Source organism: Mesorhizobium sp. M7A.F.Ca.US.010.02.1.1 (assembly GCF_004023085.1).
In the GTDB taxonomy this organism is placed as follows: domain Bacteria; phylum Pseudomonadota; class Alphaproteobacteria; order Rhizobiales; family Rhizobiaceae; genus Mesorhizobium.
Map to the genome: position 1 here is coordinate 125,779 of NZ_RZRV01000007.1, position 18,187 is coordinate 143,965.

The 18,187-nt window shown below is 63.0% G+C and carries 17 protein-coding genes; 11 read left to right on the plus strand and 6 right to left on the minus strand.

Annotation, left to right across the window (positions count from 1 at the left end; translation table 11 throughout):
• The first annotated feature begins 58 nt into the window (after nucleotides 1–58).
• Both hydA and EOA19_RS10000 read left to right on the plus strand, forming a co-directional pair.
• A complete protein-coding gene (gene hydA / locus EOA19_RS09995) occupies nucleotides 59–1,510 on the plus strand; it encodes a dihydropyrimidinase (RefSeq protein ID WP_128303457.1) in 1,452 nt (483 codons plus the stop codon).
• Between the two features lie 2 nt (nucleotides 1,511–1,512).
• Nucleotides 1,513–1,884: a hypothetical protein gene (locus tag EOA19_RS10000; protein ID WP_023813188.1), complete on the plus strand. Its 372-nt coding sequence runs from the start codon at nucleotides 1,513–1,515 to the stop codon at nucleotides 1,882–1,884.
• A 35-nt stretch (nucleotides 1,885–1,919) separates the two neighbouring features.
• Here EOA19_RS10000 and EOA19_RS10005 read toward each other — a convergent pair whose 3' ends face one another.
• Nucleotides 1,920–2,324 carry a cupin domain-containing protein gene (locus EOA19_RS10005; RefSeq protein WP_127296050.1) on the minus strand — a complete coding sequence of 135 codons (405 nt, stop codon included), beginning with the start codon at nucleotides 2,322–2,324 and terminating at the stop codon, nucleotides 1,920–1,922.
• Nucleotides 2,325–2,451: 127 nt separating this feature from the next.
• Between EOA19_RS10005 and EOA19_RS10010 the strand changes: the two genes are divergently transcribed.
• The 4 genes from EOA19_RS10010 to EOA19_RS10030 all read left to right on the plus strand — a co-directional run bounded on the left by EOA19_RS10010 (nucleotide 2,452) and on the right by EOA19_RS10030 (nucleotide 6,651).
• Nucleotides 2,452–3,243: an ABC transporter ATP-binding protein gene (locus EOA19_RS10010; protein ID WP_023813186.1), complete on the plus strand. Its 792-nt coding sequence runs from the start codon at nucleotides 2,452–2,454 to the stop codon at nucleotides 3,241–3,243.
• Nucleotides 3,244–3,609: 366 nt separating this feature from the next.
• Entirely contained in the window at nucleotides 3,610–4,488 is an 879-nt protein-coding gene (locus EOA19_RS10020; protein ID WP_023813184.1) for an ABC transporter permease, read from the plus strand.
• Nucleotides 4,485–5,639: an ABC transporter permease gene (locus tag EOA19_RS10025; protein WP_023813183.1), complete on the plus strand. Its 1,155-nt coding sequence runs from the start codon at nucleotides 4,485–4,487 to the stop codon at nucleotides 5,637–5,639. The genes EOA19_RS10020 and EOA19_RS10025 overlap by 4 nt, the downstream gene beginning before the upstream one ends.
• A gap of 40 nt (nucleotides 5,640–5,679) precedes the next feature.
• Nucleotides 5,680–6,651 carry an ABC transporter substrate-binding protein gene (locus EOA19_RS10030; RefSeq protein WP_013894623.1) on the plus strand — a complete coding sequence of 324 codons (972 nt, stop codon included), beginning with the start codon at nucleotides 5,680–5,682 and terminating at the stop codon, nucleotides 6,649–6,651.
• Between the two features lie 50 nt (nucleotides 6,652–6,701).
• On the opposite strand, the gene EOA19_RS10035 is transcribed toward EOA19_RS10030, so the two are convergent.
• A complete protein-coding gene (locus EOA19_RS10035; RefSeq protein WP_128303458.1) occupies nucleotides 6,702–7,160 on the minus strand; it encodes an Lrp/AsnC family transcriptional regulator in 459 nt (152 codons plus the stop codon).
• A gap of 124 nt (nucleotides 7,161–7,284) precedes the next feature.
• Between EOA19_RS10035 and EOA19_RS10040 the strand changes: the two genes are divergently transcribed.
• Together EOA19_RS10040 and EOA19_RS10045 are read left to right on the plus strand one after the other, a co-directional pair.
• On the plus strand, nucleotides 7,285–8,568 hold the full coding sequence (locus EOA19_RS10040) for a cystathionine gamma-synthase family protein (RefSeq protein ID WP_128303459.1): 1,284 nt from the start codon (nucleotides 7,285–7,287) through the stop codon (nucleotides 8,566–8,568).
• Nucleotides 8,569–8,715: 147 nt separating this feature from the next.
• Nucleotides 8,716–9,159, plus strand: a complete 444-nt coding sequence (locus EOA19_RS10045) for a CHRD domain-containing protein (RefSeq protein WP_128303460.1) — start codon at nucleotides 8,716–8,718, stop codon at nucleotides 9,157–9,159.
• 51 nt (nucleotides 9,160–9,210) lie between these two features.
• On the opposite strand, the gene EOA19_RS10050 is transcribed toward EOA19_RS10045, so the two are convergent.
• The 3 genes from EOA19_RS10050 to EOA19_RS10060 form a co-directional block, all read right to left on the minus strand.
• Complete coding sequence (locus tag EOA19_RS10050; RefSeq protein ID WP_128303461.1) at nucleotides 9,211–10,860, minus strand: thiamine pyrophosphate-binding protein; 1,650 nt, start codon at nucleotides 10,858–10,860, stop codon at nucleotides 9,211–9,213.
• Nucleotides 10,857–12,032 carry a CaiB/BaiF CoA-transferase family protein gene (locus EOA19_RS10055; RefSeq protein ID WP_128303462.1) on the minus strand — a complete coding sequence of 392 codons (1,176 nt, stop codon included), beginning with the start codon at nucleotides 12,030–12,032 and terminating at the stop codon, nucleotides 10,857–10,859. The genes EOA19_RS10050 and EOA19_RS10055 overlap by 4 nt, the downstream gene beginning before the upstream one ends.
• A gap of 99 nt (nucleotides 12,033–12,131) precedes the next feature.
• Nucleotides 12,132–13,064, minus strand: coding sequence for an alpha/beta hydrolase (locus EOA19_RS10060; protein WP_128303463.1), 933 nt, complete (start codon nucleotides 13,062–13,064; stop codon nucleotides 12,132–12,134).
• A gap of 182 nt (nucleotides 13,065–13,246) precedes the next feature.
• On the opposite strand from EOA19_RS10060, the gene EOA19_RS10065 reads away from it, so the two are divergent.
• Both EOA19_RS10065 and EOA19_RS10070 read left to right on the plus strand, forming a co-directional pair.
• The gene (locus tag EOA19_RS10065) at nucleotides 13,247–14,254 is read left to right on the plus strand and encodes a ribonuclease (protein ID WP_128303464.1); all 1,008 of its coding nucleotides are present in this window, start codon (nucleotides 13,247–13,249) and stop codon (nucleotides 14,252–14,254) included.
• An 80-nt stretch (nucleotides 14,255–14,334) separates the two neighbouring features.
• Nucleotides 14,335–14,946, plus strand: coding sequence for a hypothetical protein (locus tag EOA19_RS10070; RefSeq protein WP_128303465.1), 612 nt, complete (start codon nucleotides 14,335–14,337; stop codon nucleotides 14,944–14,946).
• Nucleotides 14,947–14,950: 4 nt separating this feature from the next.
• Here the strand turns inward: EOA19_RS10070 and EOA19_RS10075 are convergent, their stop codons facing one another.
• Nucleotides 14,951–16,237 carry a GGDEF domain-containing protein gene (locus EOA19_RS10075; protein ID WP_023813174.1) on the minus strand — a complete coding sequence of 429 codons (1,287 nt, stop codon included), beginning with the start codon at nucleotides 16,235–16,237 and terminating at the stop codon, nucleotides 14,951–14,953.
• A gap of 274 nt (nucleotides 16,238–16,511) precedes the next feature.
• On the opposite strand from EOA19_RS10075, the gene ettA reads away from it, so the two are divergent.
• The gene (gene ettA, locus EOA19_RS10080; RefSeq protein WP_013530923.1) at nucleotides 16,512–18,161 is read left to right on the plus strand and encodes an energy-dependent translational throttle protein EttA; all 1,650 of its coding nucleotides are present in this window, start codon (nucleotides 16,512–16,514) and stop codon (nucleotides 18,159–18,161) included.
• Nucleotides 18,162–18,187 lie beyond the last annotated feature (26 nt).

Consider the following 18,187-nt stretch of genomic DNA (forward strand, 5'->3'; position numbering starts at 1 on the left):
TAGAATCTACCTTCAAACGACGCTCGTAAGAAGCGCGGCAAGAACAAGGGAACAACCAATGACCAAAGTCATCCGAAACGGCACCATCGTCACTGCCGACCGCACCTGGCAGGCCGATGTGCTGATGCAGCACGGCAAGATCGTGGCCATCGGTTCGGGCCTGCATGGCGACCACGAGTTCGATGCCACCGGCTGCTATATCATGCCGGGCGGCATCGACCCGCACACCCATCTCGAAATGCCGTTCATGGGCACCTATTCGGCCGATGATTTCGAATCCGGCACGCGCGCGGCGCTCTCCGGCGGCACGACGATGGTGGTCGATTTCTGCCTGCCGGCGCCGCAGCAGTCGCTGCTCGAAGCCTTGCAGATGTGGGACAACAAGACCTCGAAGGCGTCCTGCGACTATTCCTTCCACATGGCGATCACCTGGTGGGGCAAGCAGGTGTTCGACGAGATGGCCACTGTCGTCGACAAGGGCATCACCTCGTTCAAGCATTTCATGGCCTACAAGGGCGCGCTGATGGTCGACGACGACGAGATGTATGCGTCGTTCCAGCGCTGCGCCGATCTCGGCGCGCTGCCGCTGGTGCATGCCGAGAATGGCGACGTCGTTGCCGCCCTGTCGCAGAAGCTGCTGGCTGCCGGTAACAACGGCCCCGAGGGCCACGCCTATTCACGGCCACCCGAAGTGGAAGGCGAGGCGACCAACCGCGCCATCATGATCGCCGACATGGCCGGCGTGCCGCTCTATGTCGTGCATGTCTCCTGCGAGCAGAGCCACGAGGCGATCCGCCGGGCGAGGCAGAAGGGCATGCGGGTGTTCGGCGAACCGCTGATCCAGCACCTGACGCTGGACGAGAGCGAGTATTTCGACAAAGACTGGGATCATGCGGCGCGCCGCGTGATGAGCCCGCCCTTCCGCAACAAATTGCACCAGGATTCGCTGTGGGCGGGCCTGCAGGCGGGCTCGCTGCAGGTGGTGGCGACCGACCATTGCGCTTTCACCACCAAGCAGAAGCGCAACGGCGTCGGAGATTTCACCAAGATCCCGAACGGCACCGGCGGGCTCGAAGACCGCATGCCGGTGCTGTGGACCACAGGCGTCAACACTGGCCGGCTGACGATGAACGAGTTCGTCGCGGTGACCTCGACTAACATCGCCAAGATCCTCAACATGTATCCGAAAAAGGGCGCCATCGTCGAAGGCGCGGATGCCGACATCGTCGTCTGGGATCCCAAGCGAAAGAAGAAGATCACTTCTAAGCAGCAGCAGTCCGTCATCGACTACAACGTGTTCGAAGGGTTCGAGGTGACCGGTCTGCCGCGGTTCGTGTTCTCGCGTGGCGAACTGTCGATCCAGGAGGCCGAGATCAAGGCCAAGCCCGGGCATGGAGAATTCGTCGGCCGCGAGCCGAATGCGGCGGTCAACCGGGCGCTGTCGACGTGGAAGGAAATCTCCGCGCCGCGCAAGGTGGAACGCACCGGCATCCCGGCGACCGGGGTTTGAGCTTGGCGCGTTCGGCCGCGCTCATTTCGTTGGTCCTGATGGCAACTGCCTCAGGTCCGGCAGCAGCGGACGGCCTACTGGCCGGCTCCTGGGGCAATGATGTCGGCTGCGCCGGCGTCAAAGCCGGTTATCAGGAGAGCGATGCCTATATCGTGCTGACCGCCGAAGGCGTCGAGACCTATGGCAGCGGCTGCCGGTTCACACAGCAATTGACATCGGTGCTGGGCGCGCAATCGCTTGGCGCGACCTGTTCGGCGGAAGGCGAGGCGGGAACGACAATCGAAACCGTCATGGTCACCAACAAGGGGGAGGATGGTTTCTTCGTCACCATCCCCGGCCTTGAGGAAATGGGGCCGCTGCAATTATGTTCGTGACGGTGCCGATGGCGACCATTCCGTCGATGCTGGCCTCACGCGACCAGCGCATCCAGTTCCGGCAGCAGGACGACGCTTTCCTGTTCGTTGGGATCGGTGCGCGCAATGACGGCCGAAGACGGGGCGCTGCTCAGATTGGCCGGCAGATGCGGCACGCCGGCGGGAATATAGAAAAGGTCGCCGGCCTTGGTGACGATATGATGCTCGAGCCGGTCGCCGTACCAGGTGTGGACTTCGCCGGAGAGCACATAGATCGCCGTCTCGTGGCTCTCATGCATATGCGCCTTGGCGCGCGCGCCGGGCGGGATGGTGAGCATGTGCATGCAGATGCCGGAGGCGCCGACGGTTTCGGCGGTAATGCCGGCGAAATAGGTCAATCCCTGCTTGCCTTCATAAGTGCTTTCAGGGCGGATAAGATGACAAGTGGGTTTGGGCGACATCGGGGAAACTCCGGGCGTCGATCGAGTGGGACAAGACCAATGGGACAGGGCGAGTGGAAAACAACGTCGCGATAAAAGCAATTGGATTCCAGCCGCCGCAGGGACGGAAACAGGCAGGCGGCAGCCGATGACGGGGACTTCGCCAGCCGTCGTCGCGGCAAGCAAACTCGGACTGACCTTCCAGACCAATGACGGGCCGGTGCAGGCGCTGTCCAATGTCGATCTCACCATCGGCAAAGGGGAGTTCGTCTCCTTCATCGGGCCTTCGGGCTGCGGCAAGACCACGCTGCTGCGCGTCATCGCCGATTTGGAGAAGCCGACCTCGGGGACGATTTCGGTCAACGGCATGACAGCAGAACAGGCGCGCGAGAAACGCGCCTATGGCTATGTTTTCCAGGCCGCCGCCCTGTTTCCGTGGCGGACGATCGAGCGCAATGTCGGGCTGCCGCTGGAGATCATGGGTCTGTCCAAGGCGGAGCAAGGCGAGCGTATCAAGCGCACGCTCGACCTCGTCAACCTCTCTGGTTTCGAGAAGAAATATCCCTGGCAGCTCTCGGGCGGCATGCAGCAGCGCGCCTCGATCGCCCGTGCGCTGGCCTTCGACGCCGACCTGCTGCTGATGGACGAGCCGTTCGGCGCGCTGGACGAGATCGTGCGCGATCATCTCAACGAGCAATTGCTGGAATTGTGGGGACGCACCAACAAGACCATCTGCTTCGTCACGCATTCCATTCCGGAAGCCGTCTATCTGTCGACGCGCATCGTCGTCATGTCACCGCGCCCGGGCCGCGTCAGCGACATCATCGAATCGACGCTGCCGAGAGAGCGGCCGCTCGACATCCGCGAGACGCCGGAGTTTCTGGCGATCGCAGCGCGCGTGCGCGACGGGCTGCGGGCAGGGCATAGCTATGATGATTGAGCGCCCTGGCAAGCGAGCGGCCACCCACGCCTTCGTCATCCTAGGGCGCCGCGAAGCGGAGTGCGAAGAGGGAGCGCCCCACCAGACCTTCGTCATCCTAGGGCGGAGCAGGCGCGAAGCGGCCTGCGCAGACCCTAGGATCCATGCCGCGACGTGCGCCGAAGGGCAAAAACGGTTCAGAATATCGGCCAAGCAGGGCGAGGCACAGGGAGCCTTGTTCGGCACCGTTGCGGAGCGGAGAGGTAACGGTATGGATCCTAGGGTCTGCGCCGCGTCGCTTCGCTCCTTGCTTCGCCCTAGGATGACGAACGCCTGGTGGGTCGCTCGCGTTACGCAGAGCGCACGCCTGTCCGGCGAGGTCTGCTGATGGACACCTTCCGCGACAAACTCATCCCCGTCACCTCCATCCTCGCTGGGGTGGTCGTGCTCTGGTATGTCTTCGCTGTCATCCTCAACACACCGTTCCAGCGCGATCTCGACCGCCGTGCCAATGAGACCTCCACGTTCAGCGAACTCATCGGCAAGACGTTGTCGCAGCCGAAGCCGACATTGCCGGCGCCGCATCAGGTGGCGGTGAATTTCTTCGAGAACACCTTCCTGCGGCCTATCACCTCGAACCGCAGCCTCGTCTACAATGCCTGGGTGACGCTGTCGTCGACGCTGCTCGGCTTTGCCTTCGGCACGGCGCTCGGCATCATCATTGCGGTCGGCATTGTCCATGTGGCGACGCTCGACCGTAGCCTGATGCCGTGGATCATCGCCTCGCAGACCATTCCCATCCTGGCAGTGGCGCCGATGATCATCGTCGTGCTGGGGGCGATCGGCATCAGCGGCCTGATCCCGAAGGCGATGATCTCGACCTATCTGTCGTTCTTCCCGGTGACTGTCGGCATGGTGAAGGGGCTGCGCTCGCCCGAGATCATGCATCTCGACCTGATGCACACCTACAATGCCAGTCGTGCGCAGACCTTCTGGAAGTTGCGCGTGCCGGCCTCGGTGCCGTTCCTGTTCACATCGATGAAGGTGGCGGTCGCGGCAAGCCTGGTCGGCGCCATCGTCGGCGAACTGCCGACCGGCGCTGTCGCCGGCATCGGCGCCAAGCTTTTGGCCGGTGCCTACTACAGCCAGTCCATCGACATCTGGTCGGCGCTGGTTGCTGGGTCTGTGGTGGCGGCACTTCTGGTCATGGTGGTCGGCATTGCCGGGCGCCTCGTCGACCGCGCCATGGGCGGGAGGCCGGCATGAACCGGCTGAAACCCTCCTGGCAAGCGGTGCTGGCGATCACGCTGTGCTTGATCGCTGTGGCGCTCGGCCCGATCGCCGCGCCGAAAGTCGATGCACTGGCGCAGCCTTCAGGGACGTTGATATACCCCTATGTGGCGACGAACTGGCTGATCTTCGGCGTGCTGCTTCTTGTTGCCTTGATCACGATGGCCAGAATACCGTCCGTCGTCGAAGCGGTTGTGCTTTTCATCGGCGCACATCTGGTCGCCTGGCTGCTGATTGGCGGCATCGCCGGCTTCGAGGGCCTGGCACGGGCGCCCTATTTCCTGCTGCTCACGGGTGCCTGGCTGCTTGGCTGGCGCTGCGTGGCGGTGCTGTCATCATTGCGTCCCTTCGCCAAATGGGCTCGCACCGCGCTGCGCCTGATCATCCCGGCCATCTTCGGCGCCTGGATACTGATCATCTGGGAAGCGGTGACGCGCGGGGCCGGCATACCCTTCATCCTGCTGCCGCCGCCAAGCGCCATCGGCGCACGCATTGCCGGTTCGCTGCCGGTGCTCGGCGCCGATATCAGGCAGACCATTTTCAAGGCGGTGATCTTCGGCTATGTGGTGGGCAGCGGCGCCGGCTTCATCACCGCGGTCCTCGCCGATCGCGTGCCGTTCCTGCGGCGCGGCCTCTTGCCGATCGGCAACATGGTCTCGGCACTGCCGATCATCGGCGTCGCCCCGATCATGGTGATGTGGTTCGGGTTCGACTGGCAGTCCAAGGCGGCGGTGGTCATCATCATGACCTTCTTCCCGATGCTGGTGAACACGGTCGCCGGCTTGGCCGCCTCCGGTCACATGGAGCGCGACCTGATGCGCACCTATGCGTCGGGCTACTGGCCGACGCTGCTGAAGCTCAGGCTGCCGGCAGCCGCGCCCTTCATCTTCAACGCGCTGAAGATCAACTCGACGCTGGCGCTGATCGGGGCCATCGTCGCCGAGTTCTTCGGCACGCCTGTCGTCGGCATGGGCTTCCGCATCTCGACCGAGGTCGGGCGGATGAACATCGACATGGTCTGGGCCGAAATCGCAGTTGCAGCACTTGCGGGTTCGGTCTTTTATGGCGTGGTCGCTCTTGTCGAAAGAGCCGTCACGTTTTGGCATCCCTCTGTCCGTGGTGGATAGGGGCGGTGGGTTTAGGGCACTAACTTCAGAGGGTAAAAAAATGAAAAGACTGATTATTCCCGTTCTGGCCGGCGCGATGTCGCTCGCCGCGTTCCAGGCAATGGCCGCCGACAAGGTGACGTTGCAGCTGAAATGGGTCACGCAGGCCCAGTTTGCCGGCTACTATGTCGCCAAGGCCAAGGGTTTCTATGAGGCCGAAGGTCTCGACGTCGACATCAAGCCGGGCGGTCCCGATATCGCGCCCGAGCAGGTGATCGCCGGCGGCGGCGCCGATGTCATCGTCGACTGGATGGGCGGTGCGCTGGCTGCCCGCGAAAAGGGTGTGCCGCTGGTCAACATCGCCCAGCCGTTCAAGAAGGCCGGCATGGAACTGGTCTGCCCGAAGGACGGCCCGATCAAGACCGAAGCCGACTTCAAGGGCCACACGCTCGGCGTCTGGTTCTTCGGCAACGAGTATCCGTTCTACGCCTGGATGAACAAGCTCGGCCTCAAGACCGACGGCGGCCCGGACGGCGTCACCGTCTTGAAGCAGAGCTTCGACGTGCAGCCGCTGATCCAGAAGCAGGCGGATTGTATCTCGGTCATGACTTACAACGAGTACTGGCAGTTGATCGACGCCGGCTACAAGCCCGAACAGCTGACCGTGTTCAACTACTCGGCCATGGGCAACGACCTGCTCGAGGACGGGCTCTATGCGTCCGAAGACAAGCTCAAGGACCCGGCCTTCGAAGACAAGATGGTGCGTTTCGTGCGCGCCTCGATGAAGGGCTGGAAATACGCCATCGACAACAATGACGAAGCCGCAGGCATCGTCATGGACGGCGGCGGCCAGGACGAGAACCACCAGAAGCGCATGATGAGCGAAGTCGCAAAGCTGATCGACAATGCCGACGGCAAGCTCGACCCGGCGACCTACGAGCGCACCGCCAAGGCGCTGCTCGACCAGAAGATCATCACCAAGGAGCCGACCGGCGCCTACACCACTGCCATCACCGACAAGGCAGTCAAGTAAGCCTGGTCGGCAACACATCTATCCAGAACGCGGCGCCTCCGGCAGAAATGTCAGAGGCGCCGTTCCTTTATGGTGTTCATGACGAAACTGGTTTCGATCGAGGCGACGCATTTCAGCCGCGCGATCTTTTCCTTGATGAAGCGCTCATACTTCTCAAGGCTTCCCGTCACCACCTTCAGCACATAGTCGCGCGAACCGGTGACGAGGTGGCATTCCAGCACCTCTTCCCAGCCGCGTATCGCGTCCTCGAACATGACGATCTCGTCCTCGTTCTGGCGGCTGAGCCGGATGGTGGCGATGGCGACCATGTTCCAGCCGAAGGCTGAGGGATCGACCAGCGTGGTGTAGCCCCTGATAATTCCGGTTTCCTCCAGCCGCCGCACCCGCCTCAGGCAGGGCGACGGCGACAGGCCGATCCGCTCGGCAAGCTCGTTGTTGGTGATGCGGGCGTCTGCCTGCAGTTCGCGCAGGATCTTGCGGTCGAAATCATCGGCTATCTTCTGCTGCATTTTTGCGCCCATTCAGCAATTCGTTGCGGGAGTGCAGTCATATCAGCTTGAAAATAGCAAGGACTGGCGGATGAGGATCGCATAAATTGCCGCGCGATATCACTCGAAAAAGGCAGGAAAGATCATGACCGCGCCACGCCCGTCGAAAACCCATATCGGCAACCACAAGCTCCACCCGGAGACGCTGATGCTGAGCTATGGCTTCGATCCGCAGCTTTCGGAGGGCGCGGTCAAGCCGCCGGTGTTCCTGACCTCGACCTTCGTGTTCAAGTCGGCGGAAGAAGGACGCGACTTCTTCGATTACACCTCCGGCCGCAAGGAGCCGCCGAGCGGCACGGCGTCCGGCCTGGTCTATTCGCGCTTTAACCATCCCAACAGCGAGATCGTCGAGGACCGTCTGGCAATCTATGAAGGGACGGATGCCTGCATCCTGTTTTCATCAGGCATGTCGGCGATCGCCACGACACTGCTCGCCTATATCAGGCCGGGCGACGTCATCCTTCATTCGCAGCCGCTTTACGGCGGCACCGAGACGCTTTTGACGCGCACGCTCTCCAGTTTCGGCATCGGTGCTGTCGGTTTTGCGGACGGCGTCGACGAGACGGCGGTGCGCACGGCCTCCGACGCCGCCGTCGCGAAGGGCCGCGTGTCGGTCATCCTGATCGAGACGCCGTCAAATCCGACCAACAGCCTGGTCGACATCGCGCTGATGCGGAAGATCGCCGACGAGATCGGCGCGAGCCAGGGGTCGACGCCGATCGTCGTCTGCGACAACACGCTGCTCGGCCCGGTGTTCCAGCGGCCGATCGAACATGGCGCCGACGTGTCCGTCTATTCGCTGACCAAATATGTCGGCGGCCATTCCGACCTGATCGCGGGCGCCGCCATGGGCGGCAAGGCGGTCACCAAGCCGATCAAGGCGCTGCGCGGCGCGATCGGCACGCAGCTCGACCCGCATTCCTGCTGGATGCTCGGCCGCTCGCTGGAGACGCTGTCGATCCGCATGGAGCGGGCCAACGACAATGCGCGGCTGGTCGCCGAATTCCTGCGCGACCATGCCAAGGTCGAGAAGGTGCATTACCTGCCGTTCCTGGGCGAGGAAACGCCGGCTGGCCGCACCTACAGGGCGCAATGCACTGGTGCCGGCTCGACCTTCTCCTTCGATATCAAGGGCAGAGAGAAGGCGGCTTTCGCCTTTCTCAACAATTTGCAGATCTTCAAGCTGGCGGTGAGCCTGGGCGGAACGGAATCCTTGGCCAGCCACCCCGCGGCCATGACGCATTCGGGCATACCCTTCGAGGTGCGCGAGCGCATCGGCGTGCTGGAGACCACGGTCAGGCTGTCGATCGGCGTGGAGCACCCGGACGATCTGATCGCCGACCTGACGCAGGCGCTGGCGGCGGTCTGACGCTCCCCGTATCCGGGGTATCGCGCGGTCCATTAGTTTGCACGTAAGTGTTACTCGCGCGCAGCCATTCGCTCTTATAAGCGTTGTGCCGATACATCCGCGCGCCGGGGAGCCGTGGCTGGATGTCATCAGCAAACGGAGATCCTCATGCGTATCAAATCCTTGGCGCCGATGCTTTCGGCACTGGCCATCTCGGCGTCCTTCCTTACGGCAGCGCCGGCCCTGGCCGAGACGGTGAAGCTGAAAGCGACGCTCGACGGCGCCCAGCAGAACCCGCCGGTGACCACAAAAGGCAAGGGCACCGCAGCTCTTACCTTCGACACGGCCACGAAGAAACTCAGCTGGAACGTCAAATATTCCGGCCTCAGCGGGCCGGCGACCGCGGGACACATTCACGGCCCGGCTGCGATGGGCGAAAACGCCGGGGTGGCGATCCCGTTCAAGGGCAAGCTCAAGAGCCCGATCAAGGGATCGGCTGTGCTGGCCGACGCGCAGGCCGCCGACCTGATGGGCGGCAAGGACTATGTCAATTTGCACACGGCAGCCAACAAGGACGGCGAAATCCGCGGACAGATCGAGGCCGCGAAATAGCGCAAGCCGCATGACAGAAAGGGCGGGCGACCGCCTCTTTTTTTGTTTGAATTACGCCTTGTCGCGTATCTGCGTCATCGTCTTGGTCGGCGTGATCGCTTCGGGGTCGAGGCGGATTTCCACGATCGCCGGCTTGCCGCTGGCGCGGGCACGTTCGAAGGCCGGGGCGAAATCGGCGGTCTTGTCGACCGTTTCGCCATGGCCGCCATAGGCGCGGGCGAGAGCCGCGAAGTCGGGGTTCTTAAGATCGGTGGCGACGACGCGGCCGGGATATTCGCGCTCCTGATGCATGCGGATGGTGCCGTAGATGCCGTTGTTGACGACGACCACAATGATAGGCAGGTCATACTGCACGGCGGTGGCGAATTCCTGCCCGTTCATCAGGAAGCAGCCGTCGCCGGCAAAAGCGACCACGGTGCGCTCCGGAAACAGCTCTTTGGCAGCGACGGCCGCAGGCGTGCCATAGCCCATCGAGCCCGATGTCGGCGCACCTTGAGTGGCGAAGCGGCGGAAGCGGTGGAAGCGATGCACCCAGGTCGCGTAATTGCCGGCGCCATTGGTGAGAATGGCGTCGTCGGGCAGCATCTTTTCGAGGTAGTTCATGATGGGGCCCATCTGGACCGAGCCGGGGCCGCCTTCAGGTGGCGTCGACCAGTCGAGATAGGCGGCATGCAGCTTTGGTGTCTCGGCTGCCCAGGTCGGCTCCGAGGCCGGCTTGCGCTTGGCGAAAGCGTCGATGAAGGCGGACGGCGAGGCGTTGATCGCCAGTGTCGGCCTGTAGACGCGGCCGAGCTCGCCAGCGTCGGCATGGACATGGACCAGCGTCTGGTCGGGGTAGGGGCTTTTCAGCAGCGTGTAGTCGGACGACGGCATTTCGCCCATGCGGCCGCCGATCAGCAGCACGAGATCGGCCTGCTTGATCGCTGTCGCCAGCTTCGGATTGATGCCGATGCCGACATCGCCGGCATAGTTCGGGTGCAGATGATCGAACAGCATCTGGCGGCGGAAGGAGCAGCCCACCGGCAGCGACCACGCCTCGGCGATCGTGCGCATTTGCGCCACCGCCTCGGCGTCCCAGCGCGTGCCGCCAAGGATGACGAACGGCCGCTTGGACTTGGCCAGCAGCTTTTCCAGCGCATCGAGCTCCGCTTCGCCCGGCCGTGTCTCAACCGGCGTGTGCGGCAAGGCGATAGGTGCTTCGACGATGCTGGTCAGCATGTCTTCGGGCAGCGAGATCACCACCGGGCCGGGCCGGCCCGATGTCGCCACCGCGAAGGCGCGGGTGACGAATTCGGGGATGCGCGAGGCGTCGTCGATCTCGACCACCCATTTGGCGATATCGCCGAAGAACCTCTTATAATCGACCTCTTGGAACGCTTCACGCTCCTTGGCGTGGCTGGCGACCTGGCCGATGAACAGGATGACGGGTATAGAATCCTGCATGGCGATGTGGATGCCGGCCGAGGCGTTGGTGGCGCCGGGGCCGCGGGTGACGAAGCAGATGCCGGGCTTCCCGGTCAGGCGGCCGTGGCAATCGGCCATCATCGCGGCACCGCCTTCCTGGCGGCAGACGATGGTGCGGATCGCAGAATCGTGCAGCGCGTCGAGCACCGCCAGATAGGATTCACCCGGCACACAATAGATGCGGTCGGTGCCGTTGGCTTCGAGCGCGTCGACGATGAGTTGTCCGCCGGTCTTCATTGTCCAGACTTCTCCAGTTCGGCAAGGATTTCTTGCGTGTGCTCGCCCAGGCGCGGCGAGGGGCGCTCATAGACCAGCGGCGTGCCCGACATCACCATCGGCGCACGCACCGAAGGCAGAAGATTGCCATGGCCGTCGTCGAGATCAAGCCGCATGCCGCGCGCGATCGTCTGCGGATCGGCAAACATCTGGCCGATCGTGTTGATCGGGCTCGCCGGCACGCTGGCCGCTTCCAGCTTGGCCAGCAGCGGATCGCGGTCAAAAACCTTCAGCGCCTCGATCATGCGCTCATGCAATTTCACCCGGTTGGCGACCCGGGCGGGGTTGGTGGCGAAGTCGGGATTGGCAGGCAGGTCGCCCAGTCCGACAGCGGCGCAGAATTTGGCGAACTGGCCGTCATTGCCGACCGCCAGGATGATGTGCCCATCCCGGACCGGCACCACCTCGTATGGGGCGATGTTCATATGCGCATTGCCCATCTGCACCGGCGATTTGCCGGAGACGAGATAGTTCAAATTCTGGTTGCCGAGCGCCGAGATCTGGGTGTCGAAGAGCGCCATGTCGACGTGCTGGCCTTCGCCGGTTTGTTCGGCATGGCGCAATGCTGCCTGGATGGCGATGACCGAATAAAGGCCGGTGAAGATGTCGGAGATGGCGACGCCCGCTTTTTGCGGCTCGCGGCCGACCTCGCCGGTGATCGACATCATGCCGGCCATGGCCTGGATGATGAAGTCGTAGCCGGCGCGCGGCGCATAGGGTCCGTCCTGGCCGAAGCCGGTGATCGAGCAATAGACGAGGCGCGGGTTGATCTTGCGCAGGCTGTCATAGTCGAGGCCGTATTTCTTCAGACCGCCGAGCTTGAAGTTCTCGATCAGCACGTCCGAGGTGGCGACCAGCCGGCGCACGGTCTCGGCCCCTTCCGGTGTCGAGAAATCGATGGCGATGGAGCGCTTGCCGCGATTGCAGGAATGGTAATAGGCGGCCGACAGGTTCTCGCCGTCCTTGCCCATGACGAAGGGTGGCCCCCATTTGCGGGTGTCGTCGCCGCCATCGGGGCTTTCGACCTTGATGACATCGGCGCCGAGATCGGCAAGCAACTGCCCGGCCCATGGCCCGGCAAGGATGCGGGCGAGTTCGACGACGCGGACGCCTTTCAGCGGGGGCTCAGCCATGGATCACCGTGGTTGCCGCAATCACCGTGACTGCTGCGAAAGCAGAGCCTCTATCAAGCCCTGCAACGGCTGTCACGGCTCTTGCAATGGGCCAATCCGTCACGCTTTGAGGACTTTGTCGGCCCAGGCGGCGAAATCATCCATGATGATGTCGCGATTCACCTCGTTCAGGCTTTCGTGGCGGGTGCCGGCGTAAACCTTTGAAACCAGATTCGAAAAGCCCATCGCGCGCATGCGGCTGGCAAGATGCGTGATCCCTTTGCCATAATCCGAGGCGGGATCTCTTTCGCCGCCGACGATGCTGATGGGCAGGTCGCGCCGGATGCCGGCAAAGCCGGCATCCTTGCCGCCGTTCAGCGCCATCGAGACCACATCGCGCCACATCGACACCGAGGCATCCCAGCCGCAGAGCGGATCGGCGATGTATTTCGCCACTTCCGCCTCGTCGCGCGACAGCCAGTCGAACAATGTGCGGTGATTGGGCACCGCCTTGCCCCAGGCCTGGAAGGTGAGCTTCGGCAGCAGACGCGATGGCACGTCGGAGCCGAGCCGCATCCGTTCCCAGGCAAGGATGCCCAGCGCCACCTGTCCGAGCAGGCCTTGGGAGAAATTGCCGTTCCAGATACCGGCGGCATGAACGCGCGGCGAGTGGCGTAACAGGTAGTTCAGCGCGACCGACGCTCCCATCGAATGACCAAACAGGATGACCGGTCTGTTTGGCTGTTCGCGGGCGATAAGATCATGGATGGCGCCGACGTCGGCTATCACCTTGGCCGGGCCGTCGCTGGCGGCGAACCTGCCGAGCGGCGCGTCGGGCGCCTTGGTCGCGCCATGGCCGCGATGATCGTGGACATAGACATCGAAGCCGCGGGAGCCAAGAAAATCGGCAAAGCGGGCATAGCGCGCTGCGTGCTCGGCCAGGCCATGATTGATCTGGACGACGGCGCGTGCCCGGCCATCGGCCTGCCTGACGAAAAGATTGAGCTCGGCACCGGTTGGGGAGCGAACCACGCGCTGCTGGCTGAATGACATGCCGCTCGGTCCCGCCCTTGCATTATCGTCGTTGGCTTTGTTTGCGCCGGCCCACATTATGCGTCAATCCAGCAAACCCGCTTTTCGCGACGATGTTTCTTGCGTTTGGCCAGCAAAATATCGCAATTCTGACATGGAGACAGCTTCAGTCTGTCGCCCACTTGTCCAGCCGAGGATTTTCCATGCGCATTGGTGTCGTTTTCGGATTGGCCATGCTGGCCGCGTCGCTGGCCGGTGCCGCGCGTGCCGACGTCAAGATGAGCGGCTCCTTTGTGGCCGACGCTGCCTGTCCGGCAACGCAAGCCATCAAGAACGGCAAGAACCCCGGCAATGTCTCGACCGATGCCGGGCAGAGCTATCGGCTGCTTGCCGGCAACAAGGATACGCCGACGCATTATCTCATCCTGGTGCCGGGCGCCGATCCGGAGCGCCGCTGGGTGAAGGTCAGCTGCGGCCACGTTTCCGGCAGCAGCGCGGCGACCGTGCCGGCCGCACCTGACGGGCAAGGCAAGCCGGCGGCATCGGGGAAACCCGAATACGTCTTCGCGCTGAGCTGGCAGCCGGCGTTTTGCGAGACAAAGTCGAACAAGACCGAATGCAGGGCGCAGAGTGCTGGTGATTTCGACGCCACGCATTTCACCTTGCACGGTCTCTGGCCGCAGCCGAACGGCAATTTCTATTGCCAGGCGACGGCGAGCGACAAGGCCAACGACAATCCGGCCCACTGGAAAGACCTGCCGCCGGTCAATCTTGACGCCAACACCCGCACGGAACTCGATCAGGTGATGCCCGGCACGGCCTCCCACCTCGATCGGCATGAATGGATCAAGCACGGCACCTGCTACGGCAAGAGCCAGCAGGACTATTTCTCCGATGCGCTCAACCTGATGCGCGCGGTGAACAGCTCGCCGGTGCGCGAACTCTTTGCCAAGAACATCGGCGGCAAGCTGACGGCGGACCAGATCCGCGGCGCTTTCGACACTGCCTTCGGGGCGGGAGCAGGGGATCGCGTGCGCGTTTCCTGCGTCATCGATCCGTCGAGCGGCAGGCGGCTGATCGGCGAACTGACGCTCGGCCTCGCGGGTCCGATCGGGCCCAACAGCTCGCTTAAGGATCTGCTGCTGGCTTCGGTGCCGACCAACAAGGCCGGCTGCCCGACAGGCAATGTCGACGCGATCGGCTTCCAGTAACTCTCAACAGAGATACCGGACTGTCGCGCTGCCGCGCCCTGGTGCTATGCTGCGAGCGCATCATTCTGGCGGGGGCGGCAATGGATGGCATGACGAGCAGCGCGCTGGCGCGGCTGGCTTTCTGGGCCAAGGGCATGGTCTCGATAAACGATGCCCGCATGGAATGGCCGGGCTTTTCGTATACCGACGCCGAGTGGGCACGCATGCGGACGCTCTCCGAACCGATCGGCGTCGGCACCTACCAGCTGTTCACGATCGTCAATGCGGCGATCTTCATCACGATCGCGGCGATCGGCATTTTCGGTGTCTTCCTGCCGCTGGCGACGCTGCTGTTTCCCATAGCGGCGGAAACCAGCGCGCTGAAGTTTTCGCTCCTGCTGGCCGCTTGCGCTTTCCTGATCATCGGGCTCGGTCTGCCGATCTCGATGCACCTTTCGGCCATGCTGGTGGGCGGCAAGACGGTGCGGGCGGTGCTGGTTCCAGCACTCGGCGACGAGGCGTTGGCGTCAAAAGTGTCCTGGCAGATCAACCGCATCATGCTGGTCATGTGCGGCTTGCTGGTGCCGGGCATCCTGCTGTTCATTGCCTACGATATCCAGGCCGGGCCGATCATCACGGTGCTGAAATGGCTGGCGATCGCGCTGATGGCGGTTTCGACCGTGACGGGCTTTCGACGGCAGAGGAATTCGTAACGAACTAGATCTGTGCGGATTTGGTCCGCGCAGCGGCTGTGTCGGCTTCTTGGCCGCCCGGCTCGCCGACGACGCGATCGCGGCCGGTCGACTTCGCCTTGTAGAGACGCTGGTCGGCAAGCGCGAACAGGTCGGCAAGGCAGCGCGTGGTTTCGCTGACGCTGGAAACGCCAGCGCTGACGGTGAGCTCGAAGCGACTGGTGGCGGCCGAGCCCTTGACCGCGTGGCGAATGCTTTCGCCGAACAGCCTGGCGACCGAGTGCGGACGCGAACTGAGGATGGCGAATTCCTCGCCGCCGATGCGGAACACCTGGTCCTCGGCGCTTGCCGTCTCGCCAAGCAGGGCCGCGACCGCCTTCAACACCTTGTCGCCTTCGGCATGGCCGAAACGGTCATTGATCGATTTGAAATGGTCGACATCGATGATCAGCAGGCTGAGCGGCCTGGCGGTGCGCAGGCTGGCCTGGACGGCGGCTTCACCGTCGGCGTCGAAGCGCCCGCGGTGCAGCAGGCCGGTCAGGCCGTCCCGCCCGACATGTTCGACCAGCGCTTCGTAGCGTTCGCGATAGGTCAGCGTATCGAAGATATCGGTCAATCCGCGCGGCGCGGTGACTTGGCGCTCCTCGAACCATTTGAGATAGGCGACGAGCATGGTGCTGAACGTCACCGCCGCCGCCATCTTGGCGAACCAGCCGCCGAAAAAGACGGCTATCGGCGCGCCGGCAACGAAATGCAGGGCGGTGAAAAACCCGGCCTGGTCGAATGTCAGCACGCAAGCGACCGAAATCAGGATGCGCGCGAACGGCGCCTTGCGCAGATAACGCCCGAGCTTTTCATAAAGCAGGATGATCAGGATGGCATCGACGAACAGCAGCGTCGTGCCCCACACCATCAGCCAGCCCATCTGGTCGATGAAGCCGATGTCTGGAAGCCTGCCGTCGGGAAGTGCCGCGATGACGTGCAGGCGCAGCAGCAGCACCAGCCCGATCATCAGCGCATTGCCGAGCAGCAGGCCGTAGATCGGCTGACGCACAGTGGCGGCATCCTCCTTCATATAGAGCAGCAAAAGCATCACCAGCTTGCCGGAAAACAGCACCGCCGAGCCAGGCGAGACCATGCCGAACGGCAAGGCGACGTAAAAAACGCTGGCGAGGTAGGTCTCGAGGAAGTGCATGACACCGAGCGCGCAGATGAACACGCCGAGGCCGATGCGCCTCCGGAAGCGGAAAAGCGTCACCATGACGCTGAAGTAGACGACCGCTTCGGCAAGGAGCAGGAAACTGTTCAGCAATGCCGTCGACCCGATCTCTTTCTCGAAATCGCGAATAGCGAGCGATTCCACTCCGATCCTGTTTTGACGCCGAAGAGTTAACCGGAGATTTCAGCACGCTTCGTGCTGGTGGAAAACTTCGGCGGTTGGCGGACACTTCCGCGTGTGACCGGGCAGATATGGCAAAAGCGATTGCCGTTCGCCGCCGCATCGCCTACATAGCGGCCAACCTCCACTCAATTCGACAGATCCAGTCAGTTTTCTGGGCCAGTCAGTTTTTTCAGGGAAAGCGCGCGTGGCACGCCAGTTCATCTATCACATGGCCGGCCTCAACAAGGCCTATGGCACCAAGAAGGTGCTCGAGAATGTCCATCTCTCCTTCTATCCCGACGCCAAGATCGGCATCCTCGGCCCCAACGGTTCGGGCAAGTCGACGATCCTCAAGATCATGGCCGGGCTCGACAAGGAGTGGAACGGCGAAGCCTGGCTGGCCGAAGGCGCAACCGTCGGCTACCTGGCGCAGGAGCCGGCGCTCGATCCGGACAAGACCGTGTTCGAAAACATCATGGAAGGCGTTGCCGCCAAGACCGCGATCATCGAACGCTATAACGAATTGATGATGAACTACTCCGACGAGACGGCCGACGAGTCGGCCAAGCTTCAGGACGAGATGGACCGGCTCAACCTGTGGGATCTCGAACAGCAGGTCGAGATGGCGATGGAAGCGCTGGGCTGTCCGCCCAAGGATTCGGAAGTCACCAAGCTTTCGGGCGGCGAACGCCGCCGCGTCGCGCTCTGCCAGCTTCTGCTGCGCCAGCCTGATCTGCTGCTGCTCGACGAACCGACCAACCATCTCGACGCCGAAACCACAGCGTGGCTGGAAAAGCATCTGCGTGCCTATCCTGGCGCCGTGATGATCATCACCCACGATCGCTACTTCCTCGACAACGTCACCGGCTGGATCCTCGAACTCGACCGCGGCCGCGGCATTCCCTATGAGGGCAACTACACCAAATACCTCGAAGCCAAGGCCAAGCGGCTCAAGCAGGAAGGCCGCGAGGACGATGCCCGCCAGCGCGCCATCGGCCGCGAGCGCGAATGGATCCAGTCGAGCCCGAAGGCCCGCCAGACGAAGTCCAAGGCGCGTATCCAGGCGTTCCAGGATCTTTTGGATGCAGCCGACAAGCGGCGTCCGAGCGATACGCAGATCGTCATCCCGCATGGCGAGCGGCTCGGCAATGTGGTGATCGAGGCGGAAGGCCTGTCGAAGGGCTTTGGCGACACGCTTTTGATCGACGGCCTGGAATTCAAGCTGCCGCCCGGCGGCATCGTCGGCGTCATCGGCCCGAACGGCGCCGGCAAGACGACGCTGTTTCGTATGATCACCGGCCAGGAAAAGCCGGATGCGGGCTCAGTGCGCGTCGGCGAAACGGTGAAGCTCGGCTATGTCGACCAGAGCCGCGATGCGCTCGATCCGTCAAAGACGGTGTGGGAAGAGATTTCCGGCGGCGCCGAAGTGGTCAAGCTCGGCAAGTTCGAGGCCAACACGCGTGCCTATTGCGCGTCGTTCAACTTCCGCGGCGGCGACCAGCAGCAGAAGGTCGGCAATCTGTCCGGCGGTCAGCGCAACCGCGTGCATCTGGCCAAGATGCTGAAGACCGGCGGCAATGTGCTGCTGCTCGACGAACCGACCAACGATCTCGACACCGAAACGCTGGCGGCACTCGAAGACGCGCTGGAAAACTTCGGCGGCTGCGCCGTCATCATCTCGCACGATCGTATGTTCCTCGATCGCCTGGCGACGCACATCCTTGCCTTCGAGGGCGACAGCCATGTTGAATGGTTCGAAGGCAATTTCGAGGATTACGAGCAGGACAAGATCCGCCGCCTCGGGCCGGATGCCGTCAACCCGCACCGCATGACCTACAAGAGGCTGACGCGGTAGGGGGTTTTCCGGGCGGCGAATTCTCA

Coding starts and splice junctions, on each gene's coding strand:
- hydA (WP_128303457.1), top strand. CDS start 59: ATGACCAAAGTCATCCGAAACGGCACCATCGTCACTGCCGACCGCACC.
- EOA19_RS10005 (WP_127296050.1), bottom strand. CDS start 2,324: ATGTCGCCCAAACCCACTTGTCATCTTATCCGCCCTGAAAGCACTTAT.
- EOA19_RS10010 (WP_023813186.1), top strand. CDS start 2,452: ATGACGGGGACTTCGCCAGCCGTCGTCGCGGCAAGCAAACTCGGACTG.
- EOA19_RS10020 (WP_023813184.1), top strand. CDS start 3,610: ATGGACACCTTCCGCGACAAACTCATCCCCGTCACCTCCATCCTCGCT.
- EOA19_RS10025 (WP_023813183.1), top strand. CDS start 4,485: ATGAACCGGCTGAAACCCTCCTGGCAAGCGGTGCTGGCGATCACGCTG.
- EOA19_RS10030 (WP_013894623.1), top strand. CDS start 5,680: ATGAAAAGACTGATTATTCCCGTTCTGGCCGGCGCGATGTCGCTCGCC.
- EOA19_RS10035 (WP_128303458.1), bottom strand. CDS start 7,160: ATGCAGCAGAAGATAGCCGATGATTTCGACCGCAAGATCCTGCGCGAA.
- EOA19_RS10040 (WP_128303459.1), top strand. CDS start 7,285: ATGACCGCGCCACGCCCGTCGAAAACCCATATCGGCAACCACAAGCTC.
- EOA19_RS10045 (WP_128303460.1), top strand. CDS start 8,716: ATGCGTATCAAATCCTTGGCGCCGATGCTTTCGGCACTGGCCATCTCG.
- EOA19_RS10050 (WP_128303461.1), bottom strand. CDS start 10,860: ATGAAGACCGGCGGACAACTCATCGTCGACGCGCTCGAAGCCAACGGC.
- EOA19_RS10055 (WP_128303462.1), bottom strand. CDS start 12,032: ATGGCTGAGCCCCCGCTGAAAGGCGTCCGCGTCGTCGAACTCGCCCGC.
- EOA19_RS10060 (WP_128303463.1), bottom strand. CDS start 13,064: ATGTCATTCAGCCAGCAGCGCGTGGTTCGCTCCCCAACCGGTGCCGAG.
- EOA19_RS10065 (WP_128303464.1), top strand. CDS start 13,247: ATGCGCATTGGTGTCGTTTTCGGATTGGCCATGCTGGCCGCGTCGCTG.
- EOA19_RS10070 (WP_128303465.1), top strand. CDS start 14,335: ATGGATGGCATGACGAGCAGCGCGCTGGCGCGGCTGGCTTTCTGGGCC.